This is a genomic window from Candidatus Sodalis pierantonius str. SOPE (assembly GCF_000517405.1).
Classification (GTDB): domain Bacteria; phylum Pseudomonadota; class Gammaproteobacteria; order Enterobacterales; family Enterobacteriaceae; genus Sodalis_C; species Sodalis_C pierantonii.
On the sequence record NZ_CP006568.1, the window covers coordinates 758810 to 776740 of the forward strand.

The 17931-nt window shown below is 55.0% G+C and carries 11 protein-coding genes, 1 tRNA gene, 8 pseudogenes and 1 other annotated feature; of the genes and pseudogenes, 10 read left to right on the top strand and 10 right to left on the bottom strand.

Annotated features, from left to right (window positions below):
* Positions 1-232 precede the first annotated feature (232 nt).
* Positions 233-1138 (top strand) — a sequence feature (16S ribosomal RNA rRNA prediction is too short).
* Between the two features lie 23 nt (positions 1139-1161).
* Positions 1162-2376 (top strand): annotated as a pseudogene (locus tag SOPEG_RS25955) (IS256 family transposase).
* Between the two features lie 35 nt (positions 2377-2411).
* Here the strand turns inward: SOPEG_RS25955 and SOPEG_RS24025 are convergent.
* The 4 genes and pseudogenes from SOPEG_RS24025 to SOPEG_RS03990 all read right to left on the bottom strand — a co-directional run.
* Positions 2412-2621, bottom strand: a pseudogene (locus SOPEG_RS24025) (transposase); the annotation flags it as partial.
* 35 nt (positions 2622-2656) lie between these two features.
* A complete protein-coding gene (locus SOPEG_RS03980; protein WP_025244388.1) occupies positions 2657-3865 on the bottom strand; it encodes an IS256-like element ISSoEn2 family transposase in 1209 nt (402 codons plus the stop codon).
* Between the two features lie 438 nt (positions 3866-4303).
* Positions 4304-4675 (bottom strand): carbapenem self-resistance protein CarG family protein, encoded by a 372-nt coding sequence (locus SOPEG_RS03985; RefSeq protein WP_051419445.1) that lies wholly within the window; start codon positions 4673-4675, stop codon positions 4304-4306.
* Complete coding sequence (locus SOPEG_RS03990; RefSeq protein WP_025244389.1) at positions 4672-5307, bottom strand: carbapenam-3-carboxylate synthase domain-containing protein; 636 nt, start codon at positions 5305-5307, stop codon at positions 4672-4674. Before SOPEG_RS03990 ends, SOPEG_RS03985 begins: the two co-directional genes overlap by 4 nt.
* 409 nt (positions 5308-5716) lie before the next feature.
* On the opposite strand from SOPEG_RS03990, the gene SOPEG_RS03995 reads away from it, so the two are divergent.
* Positions 5717-6526, top strand: coding sequence for an endonuclease/exonuclease/phosphatase family protein (locus SOPEG_RS03995; protein WP_025244390.1), 810 nt, complete (start codon positions 5717-5719; stop codon positions 6524-6526).
* Between the two features lie 33 nt (positions 6527-6559).
* Here SOPEG_RS03995 and mltD read toward each other — a convergent pair whose 3' ends face one another.
* Together mltD and gloB are read right to left on the bottom strand one after the other, a co-directional pair.
* Positions 6560-7936, bottom strand: coding sequence for a murein transglycosylase D (mltD, locus tag SOPEG_RS04000; protein ID WP_025244391.1), 1377 nt, complete (start codon positions 7934-7936; stop codon positions 6560-6562).
* A gap of 86 nt (positions 7937-8022) precedes the next feature.
* The gene (gloB, locus tag SOPEG_RS04005) at positions 8023-8775 is read right to left on the bottom strand and encodes a hydroxyacylglutathione hydrolase (protein ID WP_025244392.1); all 753 of its coding nucleotides are present in this window, start codon (positions 8773-8775) and stop codon (positions 8023-8025) included.
* A gap of 45 nt (positions 8776-8820) precedes the next feature.
* Between gloB and SOPEG_RS04010 the strand changes: the two genes are divergently transcribed.
* Entirely contained in the window at positions 8821-9558 is a 738-nt protein-coding gene (locus SOPEG_RS04010; protein WP_025244393.1) for a class I SAM-dependent methyltransferase, read from the top strand.
* 7 nt (positions 9559-9565) lie between these two features.
* Here SOPEG_RS04010 and rnhA read toward each other — a convergent pair whose 3' ends face one another.
* Entirely contained in the window at positions 9566-10057 is a 492-nt protein-coding gene (rnhA, locus tag SOPEG_RS04015; protein WP_025244394.1) for a ribonuclease HI, read from the bottom strand.
* A gap of 53 nt (positions 10058-10110) precedes the next feature.
* Between rnhA and dnaQ the strand changes: the two genes are divergently transcribed.
* The 3 genes and pseudogenes from dnaQ (at position 10111) to puuE (ending at position 12493) form a co-directional block, all read left to right on the top strand.
* The gene (gene dnaQ, locus SOPEG_RS04020) at positions 10111-10869 is read left to right on the top strand and encodes a DNA polymerase III subunit epsilon (protein ID WP_025244395.1); all 759 of its coding nucleotides are present in this window, start codon (positions 10111-10113) and stop codon (positions 10867-10869) included.
* A 136-nt stretch (positions 10870-11005) separates the two neighbouring features.
* Positions 11006-11082 (top strand) — tRNA-Asp (locus SOPEG_RS04025).
* Positions 11083-11526: 444 nt separating this feature from the next.
* A pseudogene (gene puuE / locus SOPEG_RS04030) lies at positions 11527-12493 on the top strand (allantoinase PuuE).
* 122 nt (positions 12494-12615) lie between these two features.
* Here the strand turns inward: puuE and SOPEG_RS04035 are convergent.
* Together SOPEG_RS04035 and SOPEG_RS04040 are read right to left on the bottom strand one after the other, a co-directional pair.
* Positions 12616-13382, bottom strand: a pseudogene (locus SOPEG_RS04035) (amidohydrolase).
* Positions 13370-14390 (bottom strand): annotated as a pseudogene (locus SOPEG_RS04040) (aminotransferase class I/II-fold pyridoxal phosphate-dependent enzyme). The pseudogenes SOPEG_RS04035 and SOPEG_RS04040 overlap by 13 nt, the downstream one beginning before the upstream one ends.
* Before the next feature lie 84 nt (positions 14391-14474).
* Between SOPEG_RS04040 and SOPEG_RS04045 the strand changes: the two are divergent.
* Complete coding sequence (locus tag SOPEG_RS04045; protein WP_025244396.1) at positions 14475-14654, top strand: hypothetical protein; 180 nt, start codon at positions 14475-14477, stop codon at positions 14652-14654.
* Positions 14655-14714: 60 nt separating this feature from the next.
* Positions 14715-15922, top strand: a pseudogene (locus SOPEG_RS04055) (IS256-like element ISSoEn2 family transposase).
* A 35-nt stretch (positions 15923-15957) separates the two neighbouring features.
* Here the strand turns inward: SOPEG_RS04055 and SOPEG_RS04060 are convergent.
* Positions 15958-16464 (bottom strand): annotated as a pseudogene (locus tag SOPEG_RS04060) (IS21 family transposase); the annotation flags it as partial.
* 117 nt (positions 16465-16581) lie between these two features.
* Between SOPEG_RS04060 and SOPEG_RS04065 the strand changes: the two are divergent.
* Both SOPEG_RS04065 and lpcA read left to right on the top strand, forming a co-directional pair.
* Positions 16582-16947 (top strand): annotated as a pseudogene (locus SOPEG_RS04065) (YceI family protein); the annotation flags it as partial.
* Between the two features lie 374 nt (positions 16948-17321).
* Complete coding sequence (gene lpcA / locus SOPEG_RS04070) at positions 17322-17906, top strand: D-sedoheptulose 7-phosphate isomerase (RefSeq protein ID WP_025244398.1); 585 nt, start codon at positions 17322-17324, stop codon at positions 17904-17906.
* The last annotated feature ends 25 nt before the right edge of the window (positions 17907-17931 follow it).

Sequence of the window (17931 nt, forward strand, 5' to 3'; positions counted from 1 at the left end):
CAAGCGGCCCGCGACGGGCAAATAAAAGCTTGACTCTACAGCGGGAAAACGTAATATGCGCCACCCGCGCCGGTAGAGAAAATACCCTTCCGACCACGCTCTTTAACAATTTATCAGACAATCTGTGTGGGCACTCACAAGACGATATCGATACACGAAATATCAAGTCTTGGAGAGTGAACAACGAATATTCATAAGAATACCAGTTTTAATTCTTTGAGCATCAAGCTTTTAATTGAAGAGTTTGATCATGGTTCAGATTGAACGCTGGCGACAGGCCTAACACATGCAAGTCGAGCGGCAGCGGGAAGAAGCTTGCTTCTTTGCCGGCGAGCGGCGGACGGGTGAGTAATGTCTGGGGATCTGCCCGATGGAGGGGGATAACTACTGGAAACGGTAGCTAATACCGCATAACGTCGCAAGACCAAAGGGGGGGACCTTCGGGCCTCACACCATCGGATGAACCCAGATGGGATTAGCTAGTAGGTGGGGTAATGGCTCACCTAGGCGACGATCCCTAGCTGGTCTGAGAGGATGACCAGCCACACTGAAACTGAGACACGGTCCAGACTCCTACGGGAGGCAGCAGTGGGGAATATTGCACAATGGGGGAAACCCTGATGCAGCCATGCTGCGTGTGTGAAGAAGGCCTCCGGGTTGTAAAGCACTTTCAGCGGGGAGGAAGGCGATGGCGTTAATAGCGCCATCGATTGACGTTACCCGCAGAAGAAGCACCGGCTAACTCCGTGCCAGCAGCCGCGGTAATACGGAGGGTGCGAGCGTTAATCGGAATTACTGGGCGTAAAGCGTACGCAGGCGGTCTGTTAAGTCAGATGTGAAATCCCCGGGCTCAACCTGGGAACTGCATTTGAAACTGGCAGGCTAGAGTCTCGTAGAGGGGGGTAGAATTCCAGGTGTAGCGGTGAAATGCGTAGAGATCTGGAGGAATACCGGTGGCGAAGGCGGCCCCCTGGACGAAGACTGACGCTCAGGTACGAAAGCGTGGGGAGCAAACAGGATTAGATACCCTGGTAGTCCACGCTATAAACGATGTCGATTTGAAGGTTGTGGCCTTGAGCCGTTGGCTTTGAGCCTGTTTAGAAATTTGTGTATTTGCCTGATTTTGATATGTTCAATCCAACATCAAAAACAGGTTAATTTATGGACGAAAAACAGTTGCAGGCTCTGGCTAACGAACTGGCCAAAAATCTCAAAACCCCTGAAGATCTCAGTCACTTCGATCGGCTGCTGAAAAAAATTAGCGTCGAAGCAGCTCTCAATGCCGAAATGACCCATCACCTCGGCTACGATAAAAATCAGCCTAAACCGGGGACCAACGCCCGCAACGGCTATTCCACAAAAACCGTTACCACTGGCGATGGCCCGCTGGCGCTGCGTACTCCGCGCGATCGTGACGGTTCCTTTGAACCGCAACTGGTGAAGAAGAACCAGACCCGGATTACCGGGATGGATAACCAGATTTTATCGTTGTACGCCAAAGGGATGACCACCCGCGAGATCGCCGCCGCGTTCAAAGAGCTGTATGACGCCGATGTCTCGCCGGCGCTGGTCTCAAAGGTCACCGATGCGGTCATGGAGCAGGTTGTCGAATGGCAAAACCGGGCCTCTGGATGCAGTCTATCCCATTGTTTATCTTGACTGTATCGTTCTAAAAGTCCGGCAGGACAGCCGCATCATCAACAAATCTGTGTTCCTGGCGCTGGGCATCAACATCAAAGGGCAAAAAAAATTTGTTAGGTATGATGGCTGGCCGTAAAACGAAAGCGCAAAATTCCTGGCTGGAACGTGCCTGACAGAACTGAAAAACCGCGGCCTGAACATCTCCTTATCGCCTGCGTAGACGGGCTGAAAGGTTTCCCTGACGCTATTAACGCGGTGTATCCGGAGACGCGGCTCCAGCTGTGTATCGTGCATATGGTGCGCAACAGCCTGCGGTTCGTCTCCTGGAAGGACTACAAGGCCGTCACCCGCGACCTGAAAGCTATCTATCAGGCCCCTACGGAAGAAGCCGGCTTGCAGGCGCTGGAAGCGTTCTCCAGTGCCTGGGACATCCGCTACCCGCAAATAAGTCGAAGCTGGCAGGCAAACTGGGCCAATCTGGCCACGTTCTTTGCCTACCCAACGGACATCCGCAAGGTGATCTACACGACCAACGCCATCGAGTCGTTAAACAGCGTGATCCGGCATGCCATCAAAAAGCGCAAGGTGTTCCCGACCGACGACGCAGTGAAAAAGGTGGTGTGGCTGGCGATACAGGCGGCCTCACAGAAATGGACAATGCCTTTGAGGGACTGGCGCATGGCAATGAGCCGCTTTATTATCGAGTTCGGTGACCGCCTGGACGGTCACTTCTGAGAAAAGGCATTTACACAGAATCCGGTACGAGCTCTATCGTTCAGGCCGCGGTTTTTCAGCTCTGTCAGCACGTTCAGCCAGAACTTTGCGCCTTCATTTTCGGCCAGCCACATACCTAGCAACTCTTTCTGGCCTTCGATGTTGATGCCCAGCGCCAGGAACACAGATTTGTTGATGATGCGGCTGTCCTGCCGGACTTTTAGAACGATACAGTCAAGATAAACAATGGGATAGACTGCATCCAGAGACCCTGTACACGATTCTGTGTAAATGCCTTTTCTCAGAAGTGACCGTCCAGGCGGTCACCGAACTCGATAATAAAGCGGCTCATTGCCATGCGCCAGTCCCTCAAAGGCATTGTCCATTTCTGTGAGGCCGCCTGTATCGCCAGCCACACCACCTTTTTCACTGCGTCGTCGGTCGGGAACACCTTGCGCTTTTTGATGGCATGCCGGATCACGCTGTTTAACGACTCGATGGCGTTGGTCGTGTAGATCACCTTGCGGATGTCCGTTGGGTAGGCAAAGAACGTGGCCAGATTGGCCCAGTTTGCCTGCCAGCTTCGACTTATTTGCGGGTAGCGGATGTCCCAGGCACTGGAGAACGCTTCCAGCGCCTGCAAGCCGGCTTCTTCCGTAGGGGCCTGATAGATAGCTTTCAGGTCGCGGGTGACGGCCTTGTAGTCCTTCCAGGAGACGAACCGCAGGCTGTTGCGCACCATATGCACGATACACAGCTGGAGCCGCGTCTCCGGATACACCGCGTTAATAGCGTCAGGGAAACCTTTCAGCCCGTCTACGCAGGCGATAAGGATATCGTTCAGGCCGCGGTTTTTCAGCTCTGTCAGCACGTTCAGCCAGAACTTTGCGCCTTCGTTTTCGGCCAGCCACATACCTAACAACTCTTTCTGGCCTTCGATGTTGATGCCCAGCGCCAGGAACACAGATTTGTTGATGATGCGGCTGTCCTGCCGGACTTTTAGAACGATACAGTCAAGATAAACAATGGGATAGACTGCATCCAGAGGCCGGTTTTGCCATTCGACAACCTGCTCCATGACCGCATCGGTGACCTTTGAGACCAGCGCCGGCGAGACATCGGCGTCATACAGCTCTTTGAACGCGGCGGCGATCTCGCGGGTGGTCATCCCTTTGGCGTACAACGATAAAATCTGGTTATCCATCCCGGTAATCCGGGTCTGGTTCTTCTTCACCAGTTGCGGTTCAAAGGAACCGTCACGATCGCGCGGAGTACGCAGCGCCAGCGGGCCATCGCCAGTGGTAACGGTTTTTGTGGAATAGCCGTTGCGGGCGTTGGTCCCCGGTTTAGGCTGATTTTTATCGTAGCCGAGGTGATGGGTCATTTCGGCATTGAGAGCTGCTTCGACGCTAATTTTTTTCAGCAGCCGATCGAAGTGACTGAGATCTTCAGGGGTTTTGAGATTTTTGGCCAGTTCGTTAGCCAGAGCCTGCAACTGTTTTTCGTCCATAAATTAACCTGTTTTTGATGTTGGATTGAACATATCAAAATCAGGCAAATACACAAATTTCTAAACAGGCTCAATGCCTGGGTTCGAGTCCCGTCCGCACCGCCACTCCCATTGAAAGCCCTTAACATTGGTTCAGGGCTTTTTTGCCTTGTTTTTTCGCCGGTGAGTGAAGGCTTACCTAGCTAATCCTCAGGCTGCTAGGTCTTAGGTTGCCACAGCCATCGACGGTCGCGGCGAGGTGGGCTCAGGGGGCGGTTTCGGGCACTGGCGCAACATAACGCTCTGGGGAAGTGTCCGGATTGAGGCTGGCAATCTCCGCAAAGGACTCCTCAACGGAGGCATAGCGCCGCTGGCTAAGAAAGCTGCGCCAGGCGTGCCAGCGGTAATGCGGCTCGCCGAGTTCACCCTGATGCTTACCGAGCAGGTAGAGAGTAAATCTCACCGGCAGTAGCGTATACAGATTAACGCCATATTTTGCGCTTTGACAAGATAGTAACGCCTACCATCGTGAAACAAGCGGTTGACCAACACTTTGGCTGAGCTGGCGGTGAGGCGACTATCGAGCCAAACGAACTTATCGCTGTTGGCGATGGGCACCATGCTGAATCCGCCGTCCGGGTGGTGAATAAAAAAGCTGATGCCGTGGCAATTATGCGTGTGATTGTTATCGAATTGCCCCAGAATTACCAGATCGGGTTTGCCATTGCCATCAATGTCTACCCGATTATCGCCCGGTACTAACGGAACCGGCGTCAGGTTGGTGCCCGCCGCACCGGCGGAGACAAACAGCGCAAGCAGTAACGCCTTCATTGAATCCCGCCCTCTATCGACAGCGGCATTTTTGCCGGGCGCAATAATTGCCGACTCTCGCAGACTTCACAGTCGGCGTTGCTAAAGCGAAATACGTTAAGCGTTCCCGGTAGAATGCGCTGAATATGGCAGCCTACGCTCGGGGTCGTTTCGCTTCCCTGCGGGTCGTGCTGAATATCGCGGTCATGTAGCGCGCTGATAAGTTTTAGTTTATCAGTAATCCAACGATCGCCGATGTTGACCAAATAAACAGGATTTTGACCGCGGGCATCGGTCAGCAGCGTCAAAGTGCCATTGCGATCCTCGATAAAGAAGCAAAAGTCGCCCTCGGCAAGACCAAGGGCGGCCGAGCCCAATTGCGTGCTAAGCTGGTAGAGCACTTCAGCCCCGTTAACCACCGGTACGCCACCGGTAAAATGTGTCGCCAGATGGCGCAGTAGGCGCTTGTTACGCAGCGATCCAATGAGATAAGCGCTACCGGTTGCAAAGCGATAACTTTGCACCGGCGTTTTGCGGCCGGTAAACAGGCAGCCGTTGCGCAGCATTTCGATATTACCGCTGCAGCAATGTGCCAACAGACTGATATCTTTATTGATATTACCATGAATAATGCAAAAGCCGTTGTCCACCATCTCTCAACTCCTCTTGATTATGCTATCGATTGCAGCGCGTTGCCGGCTGCTCGACTTTTAAACTCTCACGATAAACAAGTTTGGCAGTAGTGAATACTGGACTATAGTGCAGTACTTGGTGGCGGCACGCTTCACTCCCGGCTGATCAAGCCAGCCAAGTAGAGAGGGAGCGAGGCGGGGCGAACACGCCCAGAGCGTCGTCGTTGCCGCAGCAGGCGGTCTCGTCCAAGGCAGGGGCGCTTTTGTGATATACTGTGTGGGGCGGGTCAATATGTCATGGCCCCACATTGAATTTGCCGGGTCGAGAGCTTATAAAAGCGTAGGGTAGTCAGGTGTCTGTGGACTAAAACAGCGGGAATTAACTCAAACACCGCCACAGGCGCAAAACTTAGTTGAATAGGCGGTAACCGTGCCAAAAAAAATATATGCCGTCAGGTATGTCGCGGGCCAGCCAGTCGAGCGTATCTTTCCACCTCTTGCCTCTGGCCAGTTAGGTCAGGCGCTACCGGCGGGAGAACCTTTGCCGGGCTCGCGCATTTTGCGGGTGATGGTATGGAATATCTATAAACAGCAGCGCGCCAATTGGTTGTCGGTACTCCAAGGGTTTGGTAAAGATGCCCAGTTGGTCCTGTTACAGGAAGCGCAGACCACACCTGAGCTGGTCCGATTCGCTACCTCGCATTATTTGGCGGCGGACCAGGTTCCCGCACTCATTTTTCCGCAGCATCCGTCGGGGGTCATGACCCTTTCCGCCGCGCATCCGGTCTATTGTTGTCCGCTGCGCGAGCGCGAGCCCCTGTTGCGGTTAGCCAAGTCGGCTCTGGTCACCGTGTATCCCATCTATAACGGGCAACTGCTCATGGTGGTCAATATCCACGCGGTAAATTTCAGCCTGGGCATTGATGTGTACAGTAAACAGCTCGACCCCATTGGTGAGCAGATCCGCAATCATAGCGGCCCGGTTATCATGGCGGGGGATTTCAATGCCTGGAGCCGGCAGCGTATGCTGGCGCTCTACCGGTTCGCGGAACGGATGGGGCTGGGCGAGGTGCGATTTGTCGACGATCAGCGCAAACGGGCGTTTGGCCGGCCGCTGGATTTCGTCTTTTACCGCGATATGAACGTCTGCGAGGCGTCGGTGCTGGTAACCGAGGCTTCTGACCATAACCCTTTGCTGGTCGAATTCGAGCCCGCTCGGACACAACTTACCGTCGTCTAACACCGCCGCGGGCAGGGTGTGGCAAGCGATAGATTAAGAGTCCGTGGACTTGCCGTTGACGAACAGTGTCAGATTAAGCCCCGGCTGCAGGTTGTTGGCATTGTCCAACGCATCGTTCCAGCGCATGACGTCCTTGATATCGACGCCGTGCCGGCGGGCGATGCTCGCCAGAGAATCCCCTTTGCGTACCTGATAGGTGATGCTGTTGTTATTGGCAATCTGCATCGAGCCGCTGCCAACTTTCAGCGTTTGGCCCACTTTCAGGCTGCGCGCGTTGCGCAGGTTATTCCATTTCTGCAAATCAGCGGTTTTGACGTTCAACCGCTTGGCGATGCCGGATAAGGTATCACCGGCACACACCTCATAGCTGCCGCTGCCGAGGTTGTTATCCGCCAACTGCGTGGACTGCACCGTCGCAATATCGCCTTCCGCCAGCGAGGTGCACAACTGTGAAACATGCGCCTTGGGCAGCATGATATAATGCGGTCCGTTTGGCGCCGTCACGTTGCGCTTATAGCCGGTATTAAAGCTTTTCAGCTTGGTCAGCGACAGGCCGGACATTTCCGCCGCCTGCGTCAGACCCATTTGCTGGCCGACTTCCACCCGCGCCAGTGCGCGTTGTGCATTCGATTTAGGCAACGCGATGCCAAATTGTTTGCTATTCTTAATGAGGTTGCTGAGCGCAAGCATCTTCGGAACATAGATGGTGGTTTCACGCGGCAGCGCCAACGGCCAGAAGTCGGTGGGGCGGCCTTTGGCCTTATTACGCTTGATGGCCTGCATAATACGACCTTCACCACTATTATAGGCGGCAATAGTCAATAACCAGTCGCCGTCGAACATACGGTTAAGCCGCTGCATCATATCCAGCGCCACGGTGGTGGACGCCACCACATCACGGCGGCCGTCATACCATTGGTTCTGCTTCAGGCCATAATTCTTGCCTGTTTGGGGAACTATCTGCCAAAGGCCAGCCGCGTTAGAGGCGGATGTTGCCTTCGGGTCAAAAGCGCTCTCCACTATGGGTAGCAGTACTAGTTCCATCGGCATCTTACGTTGCTTAATCTGCTCGACTATCCAGTACATGTACGGCTCTGCCCGTAATGTTACATCGTGGAGATAGCTCTTCTGTTTCAAATAACGCTTTTGTTGCTCGAGGACCCGGGCGTTATCCGGTATCTGCATTTTCAGCTCGTCGCCAATGAAGTTCCACAAATCGCCTTGCGGCAGGCTGTTGTTGATATCATGCCATCGTGCGGTACCCGCTCGATCATCTGTGTACTTTCCCGCTTCACCTTGACCTGCCGAAGAAACACTCTGTGCATGCTGTTCGGGGGGCGGTGTGTCCTGCCTGGACGCCTGACACCCCACCAGCAAGACCGAGGCGAATAAGATCGCATGAGTCTTCATCTGTATGTCATCTGTATGTCAATAGTCGCTTAGCTTAAAAGACGCGCAATGATACTTTGAAGGCTGGGATATTACAACTAAAACCTTCAGAAATGATCCTTCTTCTCGCGTAATGCCGCAAAAACACGCCATTCCTCGCCGGAAGCAGGGTGAGCGTTTAATTTATTTTGTAAATCAATGTCATGGCAACGTAAGAAAAGATTAATTTGCCGCTCTAAATGCAGCGTTGTGGGCAGGCTAGGCTGGTTTTTCAGACGTAACTCTTTAATTTCACGTTGATAACCTGTGATAACGCTATCTTGAGGCAAGAGGGCGGCGGCGAAGTCCAAATTGCTTGAAGTATACTCATGAGCGGCGCAGATCAGGGTATCGGGGGGAAGCTGATTAACCTTTTGAAAAGATGCGTACATTTGCTTGGGCGTGCCCTCGAAAAGTCGACCGCAACCTGCGGAAAAAACCGTGTCGCCGCTAAAAAGCCAGGGGGCGCCGTAAAATCCGATATGTCCGAGTGTATGACCGGGCAATGCCATTATGCTGAAGGTATGACCCAGTAAGGTCAGTGTATCGCCTTCGTTAACAATCCGGGTCGAGCCCTTGGCGCGGGTTTCCTCCGGGCCATAGACCGGCACCGGGAAATGCCGCAGCAGCTCGGCGACACCGCCCACATGGTCATGATGATGATGGGTCAATAAAATAGCTACAGGGATTAAGTGGCGGTCGGCAAGTGCCTGTAACACCGGCGCCGCCTCGCCCGGATCGACCACCAGGCATTGGCTGTCGTCATTGTGTAAAAGCCAAATGTAATTATCCGCCAGTGCGGGAATGCTGATAAGATTCATTGTTAACCTCGTTATTTCTCTATGGCCCTTAGAAGATAGACAAACATGAAACCAGCGCAAAGTAACAAGACTATTGTGGCGCCTGCCTCATGGGACGATATTCCCTGCGGGGCTTACTACCGCCAGGCGCTGGAGCAGGGTTTGAAAGCGTGGTGGCCTAAACTGTTCGGGTTTCATTTACTCAAAATCGGCGCGTTGAGCGCGGATCTGGATACCGGTGATTGTGCGATTTCCCACCAGGTCAACGTGGGACTCGAGGGCGAAGGTTTGCACGTTATCGCCGATCCTTACCAACTGCCGTTCGCCAATAAGTCGGCAGACGCTTGCTTACTGGCCCATACCTTATCCTATACCGGCGATCCGCACCGGCTGCTGCGGGAGGTCGATCGGGTCCTCATTGATGACGGCTGGCTCGTCATCTCGACGTTCAACCCGGTGAGCATGCTGGGGCTTGGTAAGATCTGCCCGATCCTTTTTCGTCGCCAGCCGTACAGAAGCCGAATGTATACGCAGATGCGGCTGTTGGATTGGCTGGGGGTGCTTAATTTTGAGGTGTTGCACCGTACCCATCTGCAGGTGTTGCCATGGCGACGCCAAGGGGGGCGGCTACTCAGTACCCATTTCCCCGCAATTGGTTGCCTGAGCGTGATAGTCGCGCGCAAGCGCACGTTTCCCCTCAGCCTGACGCCGCTGAAAAACAAAGCGTCCACGCGGGGTTTGCGCCGGCCGGTAAACGCCACCACCCGCAGTTGCCGGCAGCGGCATTCCTGGAAAGAGGAGTAAGACAGCTTTAATCCGCCCGGCCGCCGCCCGTTTGCGCTTCCACCCGATAGCCGATGTCCTCCAAAGCCGGATGGCCGGCGGCGGTGCGCGCCAGCTCGTCGCAGCGTTCGTTTTCCGGATGGCCCGCATGGCCCTTCACCCAATTCCAGCGCAGGGTATGAGGCTGAATGGCTGCGTCCAGCCGCTGCCATAAATCGACGTTTTTCACCGGTTTCTTCTCGGCGGTTTTCCAGCCGCGTTTTTTCCAGTTATGAATCCATTGGGTAATCCCTTGACGGACGTACTGGCTGTCGGTGCTGAGCACGACCTCGCAGGCGTCCGTCAGCGCTTCCAGCGCCACGATGGCCGCCATCAACTCCATACGGTTGTTGGTGGTCAGGCGATAACCGGCGCTGAAGGTTTTTTCATGCTGTTTATAGCGCAATATTGCGCCATAGCCGCCGGGGCCGGGATTACCCAGGCACGAACCGTCGGTGAAAATTTCAACCTGTTTGCGCATCTCTGGTAAACTTGCTCCATGTTAAAAGTCCAAGTCTGACATAAACGAGCATTATGAGCACTGACATTACGCGACAGATTGTTCTGGATACTGAAACCACCGGCATGAACAAGTTGGGTGTCCACTACGAAGGACACCGAATTATCGAAATCGGCGCGGTGGAGGTCATTAATCGCCGCCTGACCGGTCGGCACTTCCACGTCTATCTGAAACCGGACCGTCTGGTAGACCCTGAAGCGTTCAATGTCCACGGCATCAGCGACGAGTTTCTGGCGGATAAACCGACGTTTGCCGGCGTGGCGGATGAATTTTTACAGTTCATTCGCGGCGGCGAATTGGTCATTCATAACGCCCCCTTCGATATTGGCTTTATGGACTATGAGTTTGCGATGCTTAATCGCGGTATCGCTAAAACCGACACCTTTTGCAAGGTGACGGACAGCCTGCTGCTGGCGCGCAAAATGTTCCCCGGGAAGCGCAATAGTCTGGACGCGTTGTGCGACCGCTATCTGATCGATAACAGTAAGCGTACCCTGCACGGCGCTTTGCTCGACGCCGAAATCCTGGCGGACGTTTTCTTGTTGATGACCGGCGGCCAGACCGCCATGCGTTTTGCGATGGAAGGGGAGCAGGAGCAGCGCGAGGTGGGCGACACCGTGAAAATTCAGCGGGTGCAGCGAGCCCAAACGTCGCTGAAGATCGTTTACGCCAGCGATGAGGAAGTCGTAGCCCATGAGCAGCGGTTGGATCTGGTGCAGAAAAAGGGCGGCAGCTGTCTGTGGCGGGAAGACAGCCCTGCACAAAGCGAATAAAACCGTCCCGTCAGGTCAAAATGAGCGCAGGGTGCTGCATTTTATCAGCAAACGATTTTGCAGCGCATGAAAAGCATTGACGTTACTCAGTCGTGACTTTACTATTCGCCTCGCTTTCTCGACAAAGCACAAGTGCGGTGCGGTAGTTCAGTCGGTTAGAATACCGGCCTGTCACGCCGGGGGGCGCGGTTTCGAGTCCCGTCCGCACCGCCAACCATTCAAAAACTCCGTGTTTCCCAAAGCACGGGGTTTTGTCTTTTCCAGCGCGGCGAACATATCTTCGTGCGCTGTCTCAGTCTCTGTCTCGATTTTTCAAATCGAAGTCTACGTCTTGACCAAGATCTGCGCCTTAGCCTTCGTCGCGCGGCGCAAACGCAAACCGTGGCGTAGTGGGCAATCGTACGGTTGTTACGCGATCCATTGTTCACCCTGAATTTTTGCGCAGCAGATGGCGGCAGCGACGTGGTACGGGTGGCATGAGCGGGAGAATGCCGGTCATCGTTAAGGTGCGCGCGGCGCTGAATTTACCGCTTCTGTACGGGGTTTCGGCCCTATCGCCAGCGGTGAAAACAATCGCGATTTTCCGATACAAAAAGAACTAACCCCGCGCGTTATAGGACTAAACTAAAACACCGGCTCACAAAAAAGGAACTGACAATGAGTGACGCGACCGAGAACAAAAGTTTCGCTTTTAACGCCAATTACCCGCGCGATCTTATCGGTTATGCCGGAAAGCCCCCGTATGCCGGCTGGCCTGGGCAGGCCCGTATCGCGGTGCAATTTGTTCTGAATTATGAAGAAGGGGCCGAAAGTCATGTTCTGCATGGGGACGCGGGTTCCGAACTGTTCCTTTCCGATATCATTGGCGCTGCCAGTTATCCGGAAAGACACATGTCGATGGATTCGCTCTATGAATACGGCTCCCGGGCCGGTTTTTGGCGGATCCACCAGGAATTCAGCCGCCGCGGTCTGCTTTGGCGTAGCCATGGCGCTGGCGCGCAACCCGGCGGCGGTGGAGGCCATCAAAGCGGCTGACTATGATGTGGTCAGCCACGGCTGGCGCAGGCTGCATTATCAAGGGGTCGACGCCAAAACCGAACGGCAACATATGCAGCAGGCGGTGAACGTGTTGACGCAACTGTTTGGTACACCGCCGCGGGGTTGGTATACCGGCCACGACAGCCCTAACACCCGACGGTTGGTGGTTGAGCAGGAGGGCTTCCAATACGACAGCGATTATTACGGCGACGATCTGCCGTTCTGGACGCAGGTAACCCGGCAGGACGGCACGGTCAAACCGCATTTGATCATCCCCTATACGCTGGAGGCGAACGATATGCGCTTCACCACGCCCCAGGGGTTCAACTGCGGCGATCAGTTCTTCACCTATCTGCGGGACAGCTTTGACGTGCTCTACGCCGAAGGGGAGACGTCGCCGAAGATGCTTTCCATCGGCATGCACGGCTGGATTTTGGGCCGTCCGGGACGTTTTCGCGCGCTCCAGCGGTTTCTCGATTATATCCAGCAGCACGAACGGGTATGGATTTGCCGTCGCCAGGATATCGCCGATCACTGGATTGCCCATCATCCCTACCAGGAAGCGCACCCGGCGCAGGAAGGATAACGAAAAGGGGCTCGCCCCGCTAAGGCAGTACACCGGCGCAGGCGCTCTCCCTTGTTTTAGCAGATTGACATGAACGCCCCGGCAGGCGCGGACGCCGTGCCGGGGCGTTAGCGCGCCCGGGGTTACGGTTTCAGGCTGAAACGGTCAGCATCGCGCCAGGCTGGAAACGCTTCTCGGTATTGGCGCAGCGTCGCCAACGACAGGCGGGCCTGCAGGCAGGCCGCCACGGCCTGCGCCAGCACCGCTCCCTGGGGGTCAATGATCAGGCTGTTGCCGCTATAATGATGCTGATTGCCGTCGTTGCCTACGCGGTTGCAGCCGGCGACGTAGGCTTGGTTTTCGATGGCGCGCGCCGCCAGCAGCGTTTGCCAATGAGCGGCGCGTGGCGCGGGCCAGTGTTGGCTACGTAGAGCGCCAAATCGTAGTCCTGCTGATTGCGTGACCAGAGCGGGAAGCGCAGATCATAACACACCTGCGGTAAAATGCGCCAGCCGCGCCAGTCCACCACCACCCGTTCCTGGCCGGCCTGATAATGGCGATGCTCGTCGGCCATTCTGAACAGATGGCGTTTATCATAGCGGTACGTCACGCCGTCGGGCTGCACCACTAAGAAACGATTCACCGCGCCAGCCGGGGTGGCGATGGCCGCGCTGCCGCCTACCATCGCGCCGGTGTGCCGCGTCCATTGCGCCAGCCACGCCAATATGCGCGTTTCTGGCAAGGCATTGCCGGCCGCTTCCATGGCAAAACCGGTGGTAAACATTTCCGGCAGCACAATCAGATCCTGGTCGTCGATCGGCGCCAGCAAACGGTCAAAGTGGGCCAGGTTCGCCTCGCCGTCCATCCAGACCAGCGGCTGTTGTAGCAGACTCAGCGCTAAAGTCGACATAAGCGCTCCGCGGCGGCATCCAGCGTCTGATCGCCTTTGGCAAAGCACAGGCGGATCAGTTTATGCGGGAAGGGGGCGGCGCAGAATACCGATAACGGAATGGCGGCCACGCCGACCTGGGTGGTGAGCCACTGACAAAAGGCCACGTCGTCTTTATCGGAAACGGCGCTGTAATCCGCCAGCAGGAAATAGGTGCCTTCACAGGGCAGCAGTTTCAGCCGGCTGGGCGCCAGCGCCTGTACCAGGTGGTCGCGCCGCTGGCGGTAGAACGCCGGCAACGTCTGCCAGTGCGCCGGCTCCTGGCGAAGCATATCGGCGAGAGCCAGCTGCGCGGGCGTATTGACCGCAAAGGTCAGGTATTGATGAATCTTGCGCACCTCGGCGCTCAGGGCCGGCGGCGCCACGCAATAGCCGACTTTCCAACCGGTCATATGGTAAGTCTTGCCGAAGGAGGAGACGGCGATGGCGCGCTGGCGCAGGCCGTCATGCGCCAGCACGCTCTGATGGCAGCCGGGGGCAAAGCAGATATGTTCGTAGACTTCATCGCTCAATACATAGATTTCCCGTGCGGCGATGGCCTGCCACAGCTGCTGGAAATCGTCCGCCGGCCAGCTCGATCGCCGGCCCGTAGCTGTCATAGCTGGGATCGAAACAGATCACTTCATCCCCCGGGCGCACCAGCGCGCTGATGGCGGCAAACAGCGCCTCGGTCGCGCCGGCGGTGACCGTCACCTCGGCCTCGACGTCGGGACGCCAGCCGTAGAGCTCTGCCGTTTTATCGGCGATGGCTTCGCGCAGCGGCGCAACGCCGGTCATAGGGGCATATTGATTGGCGCTCTGGCTGACGTGCCAGGCCAGCCGGAATTTCAAATAGTCGGGACCGTCAAAATCGGGAAAACCCTGGGACAGGTTAATCGCCTGATGGCGTTGCGCCAGCGCGCTCATCTGGGTAAAGATGGTGGTGCCCAGGGCGGGGAGTTTACTTTGCGGGATAAGCGGGGTACTCATGGCTAATATGACTCCTGATAGCCGGATTTTGTGCCAATATAACATGCTGGCGATAATAGACAATCAAGACGTGTAGACGGCTAAATGTCCGTGGCGATTTTGGTCAAAATTATTGAAGATAGTCAACAAATATATTCAGTGACAATCCCTGCCGAAAGCCTTCATGATGAAGGTCCTTTCGGCAATATGACGGACAGAATTGGCATGATTACGATGAAAAAGACGTTGTTACCGCTGGCCATCGGGCTGCTGGAGCCTGTTTAGAAATTTGTGTATTTGCCTGATTTTGATATGTTCAATCCAACATCAAAAACAGGTTAATTTATGGACGAAAAACAGTTGCAGTCTCTGGCTAACGAACTGGCCAAAAATCTCAAAACCCCTGAGATCTCAGTCACTTCGATCGGCTACTGAAAAAAATCAGCGTCGAAGCAGCTCTCAATGCCGAAATGACCCATCACCTCGGCTACGATAAAAATCAGCCTAAACCGGGGACCAACGCCCGCAACGGCTATTCCACAAAAACCGTTACCACTGGCGATGGCCCGCTAGCGCTGCGTACTCCGCGCGATCGTGACGGTTCCTTTGAACCGCAACTGGTGAAGAAGAACCAGACCCGGATTACCGGGATGGATAATCAGATTTTATCGTTGTACGCCAAAGGGATGACCACCCGCGAGATCGCCGCCGCGTTCAAAGAGCTGTATGACGCCGATGTCTCGCCGGCGCTGGTCTCAAAGGTCACCGATGCGGTCATGGAACAGGTTGTTGAATGGCAAAACCGGCCTCTGGATGCAGTCTATCCCATTGTTTATCTTGACTGTATCGTTCTAAAAGTCCGGCAGGACAGCCGCATCATCAACAAATCTGTGTTCCTGGCGCTGGGCATCAACATCGAAGGCCAGAAAGAGTTGCTAGGTATGTGGCTGGCCGAAAATGAAGGCGCAAAGTTCTGGCTGAACGTGCTGACAGAGCTGAAAAACCGCGGCCTGAACGATATCCTTATCGCCTGCGTAGACGGGCTGAAAGGTTTCCCTGACGCTATTAACGCGGTGTATCCGGAGGCGCGGCTCCAGCTGTGTATCGTGCATATGGTGCGCAACAGCCTGCGGTTCGTCTCCTGGAAGGACTACAAGGCCGTCACCCGCGACCTGAAAGCTATCTATCAGACCCCTACGGAAGAAGCCGGCTTGCAGGCGCTGGAAGCGTTCTCCAGTGCCTGGGACATCCGCTACCCGCAAATAAGTCGAAGCTGGCAGGCAAACTGGGCCAATCTGGCCACGTTCTTTGCCTACCCAACGGACATCCGCAAGGTGATCTACACGACCAACGCCATCGAGTCGTTAAACAGCGTGATCCGGCATGCCATCAAAAAGCGCAAGGTGTTCCCGACCGACGACGCAGTGAAAAAGGTGGTGTGGCTGGCGATACAGGCGGCCTCACAGAAATGGACAATGCCTTTGAGGGACTGGCGCATGGCAATGAGCCGCTTTATTATCGAGTTCGGTGACCGCCTGGACGGTCACTTCTGAGAAAAGGCATTTACACAGAATCGTGTACAGGGTCCGACCTGGCGTACGCTACCGGTCGCAGGGTTGACGATAGGTACGGTGGGGCCACAGAAGTCGATGAAGAGCTTTTCGCCAGCCTTGTGCTCCATGCGCATGGAACGCCGCTGCTTCTTTTTCCAGTCACGGAACAGTGCACAAAACTGTGAGTAACCGAGGGCATCACCGCCCACGGCGGACTGATATTCCATCCAGAGCAGCTGCTTGGTCATGCCCTTGCGGCTTAACTCGGTATCGATATCAAGCCAGCTGGGTAAGGTATTGATAACTTTTCCGGATTTGCCGGGATAGAGCAGGCGGTCGAGGTCGACGGGGGACAGTTCCGCCGGCAATGGCCAGACCAGGTTAGCTACCGTGAATCGGCCGAGGATATTGTGCACGGTAGTACAGCCTATGCCGAGCGCTGCTGCGATAGTGCTATTCGAGCGACGCTGCTCGAATTTCATACGTAACACATTAATATAGATGCATATTTCCGTTCTCGCTTTCTTCTTTTTACGTGCCATGCCCCCGGAAGCTAAAAGTCTCCAGAGTATGGCGGAACAGAAGATGAGCGATCGGACGACCGGAATCAGTGATCGGGTGAAATCGGAATCAGTGATCGGATGTGACCGGAACCAGCAGATGTCACGATACCGGTTAAAACCGTGGATACCCATGTGCAGGCGCTAAACGATGAATTCCAAGGCGCAGAGTATTTTGATCAGAAACAGTACCCCAACACGACTTTTCATAGCACCAAAATCGTCAGCAAAGGCGATAATCGCTATCAAGTCTTTGGCGATCTGACCATTAAGGGCATCAGCCGTCCGGTGATATTGGATGCGGTACTGAATAAACAGGGCGAGCATCCGATGGCCAAAAAAGCCGCCGTGGGTTTCAATGCCACCACCACCATCAAGCGTTCAGAATTTAAAATGGGGCAGTTCGTGCCCAACGTCAGCGATGACATCACCATCAGCATTTCGACGGAAGCGCTGGTCAAATAATATCGCGCGCGCCGCTCCTGTCGCCCCGCCTCCTTGTGACGCGGGGCTTTTTTTGCCCAGGACCTAGACTGCGACGCACGATCCCTCGACCGTGCGGGGCCTCGGCAGACAAAGAAAACGGTGGGGTGGCCCTATTAGCGCGTTAAGCGATGAAATGGGGTGGGGCTCCTATCTGCTTTCGTCGCCCTATGCGCCATGACCATGTCCTCTAGGCACCATTATGCGGTACAATTATCAACAGATTTATTATCTGCCTCTTTTATGAGATAGCGCAAAACCACCGCCTGAACGGCGCTTCTCGCAATAGGGGCATTCCGGTAAACTGCAGCCGGAAAATTTCATCCATTCGCCAGCCTTGAGTGAGGGACGACCCCATGTATCAGGATTTGATCCGCAACGAACTTAACGAAGCCCTGCAAACGCTGCAAAATTTCCTTAGCGACGAGCGCCATATCCAGTCTATTGAAGATGCGGCCAAATTGATTGCCGATACTTTTAAAGCCGGCGGCAAAGTGCTTTCCTGCGGCAACGGCGGTTCCCACTGCGACGCGATGCATTTTGCCGAAGAATTAACCGGCCGCTATCGCGAAAACCGCCCGGGCTATCCCGCTATCGCCATTTCCGACCCCAGCCATCTCTCCTGCGTGAGCAACGATTTTGGTTATGAGCAGGTCTTTTCCCGTTATGTTGAAGCGGTGGGCAATCGGGGCGATGTCCTGGTCGGTATTTCCACCTCCGGCAACTCGGCGAATATTATCCGCGCCATTGACGCCGCGCGCGCCAAAGGGATGCGGGTTATCGTCCTGACCGGCAAGGAGGGCGGTAAAATGGCCGGCAGCGCGGATGTAGAAATCCGTGTCCCCCATTTCGGTTATGCCGATCGCATTCAGGAAATCCATATCAAGGCCATTCATATTCTAATACTGCTCATCGAGAAAGAAATAGCGGCGCAGGGGTAACCCAGTCCGGCAGGGGATCGACAGG